This is a genomic window from Pannonibacter sp. Q-1, from assembly GCF_054073275.1.
On sequence record NZ_JBSXNB010000015.1, the window covers coordinates 1 to 863 of the forward strand.

At 63.2% G+C, this 863-nt stretch carries 1 protein-coding gene; it reads right to left on the reverse strand.

Features of this window, described 5'->3' with window-relative positions; all coding sequences use genetic code 11:
- Positions 1 to 700 (reverse strand): hypothetical protein (locus ACVNHC_RS24220; RefSeq protein WP_457169863.1); only part of this gene is annotated, 700 nt, incomplete at its 3' end.
- Positions 701 to 863: the final 163 nt, after the last annotated feature.

Genomic DNA, 863 nt, shown 5'->3' on the forward strand with positions numbered 1-863 from the left:
CTGTCAGAGTTTCCGCCGCGTCGTGCGGGTCCTTCCAGCGCCAGTCGAACCGAACAGCATGGACCGACCGGCCACGCTTCTCCGGCGTCATGGTGACGCTCACCGTCCCGTAATCGTTGATGGCTTCAAGGGCCGGATCAAGGACCCATTGGCGCAGGTTGTTCCAGCGCACGTAAGACGTTTTGTCGTTCACACCCATGAGCGCCCGCAGCTCATCCAGCGTGAAGGTCCAGTAGGGACGGCCGAGCCGCTTCTTGTCGCTCAGGATCGCGTAGAGCTGCCGTCCGTGGCCGGTAAGGCGGTGGGCCGCGTGGGCTTCAATCTTCGTGAAATTGGCCGGAGACCGCAGCGCGTGGATGCCCGCGGGCGGGATCAGCAGGCGGACCAGACTGCCGCCTTCCGTGATGTGCCATTCAGCCAGGACGACGGCACCCCACGGATCACCCCGGTACTCTCCGGACAGTTTGACGCCCATAAGCCGGTCCAGGCACTCGCGGAGCCAGACGTTATCCGAGCGTCCGCCTTCGCCTCGAAGGCGAGCACTGGGCACTTCGACCCAGACCGCATTGGGCACAGTGACCGGGACGCGCTGTTCATCCAGTGCGCTGGCGATCTCCCAGACGGTGGACACCATGGCCGGGGTAAGCGGCTGATCGGAACGAAGCGCTACGGCGCTGGAGGGGACGGTGAGTTCACGCATAAGACTAGGCTAAAAGCATTTGATCTAGTTGTCAAATGCTAGTCTTTACGGAATTCCAACCCTCCGGCCCCTAGTCTCGTACCCTCCGGCCCCTAGTCTCGTACCCTCCGGCCCCTAGTCTCGTACCCTCCGGCCCCTAGTCTCGTACCCTCCGGTGCCTAGT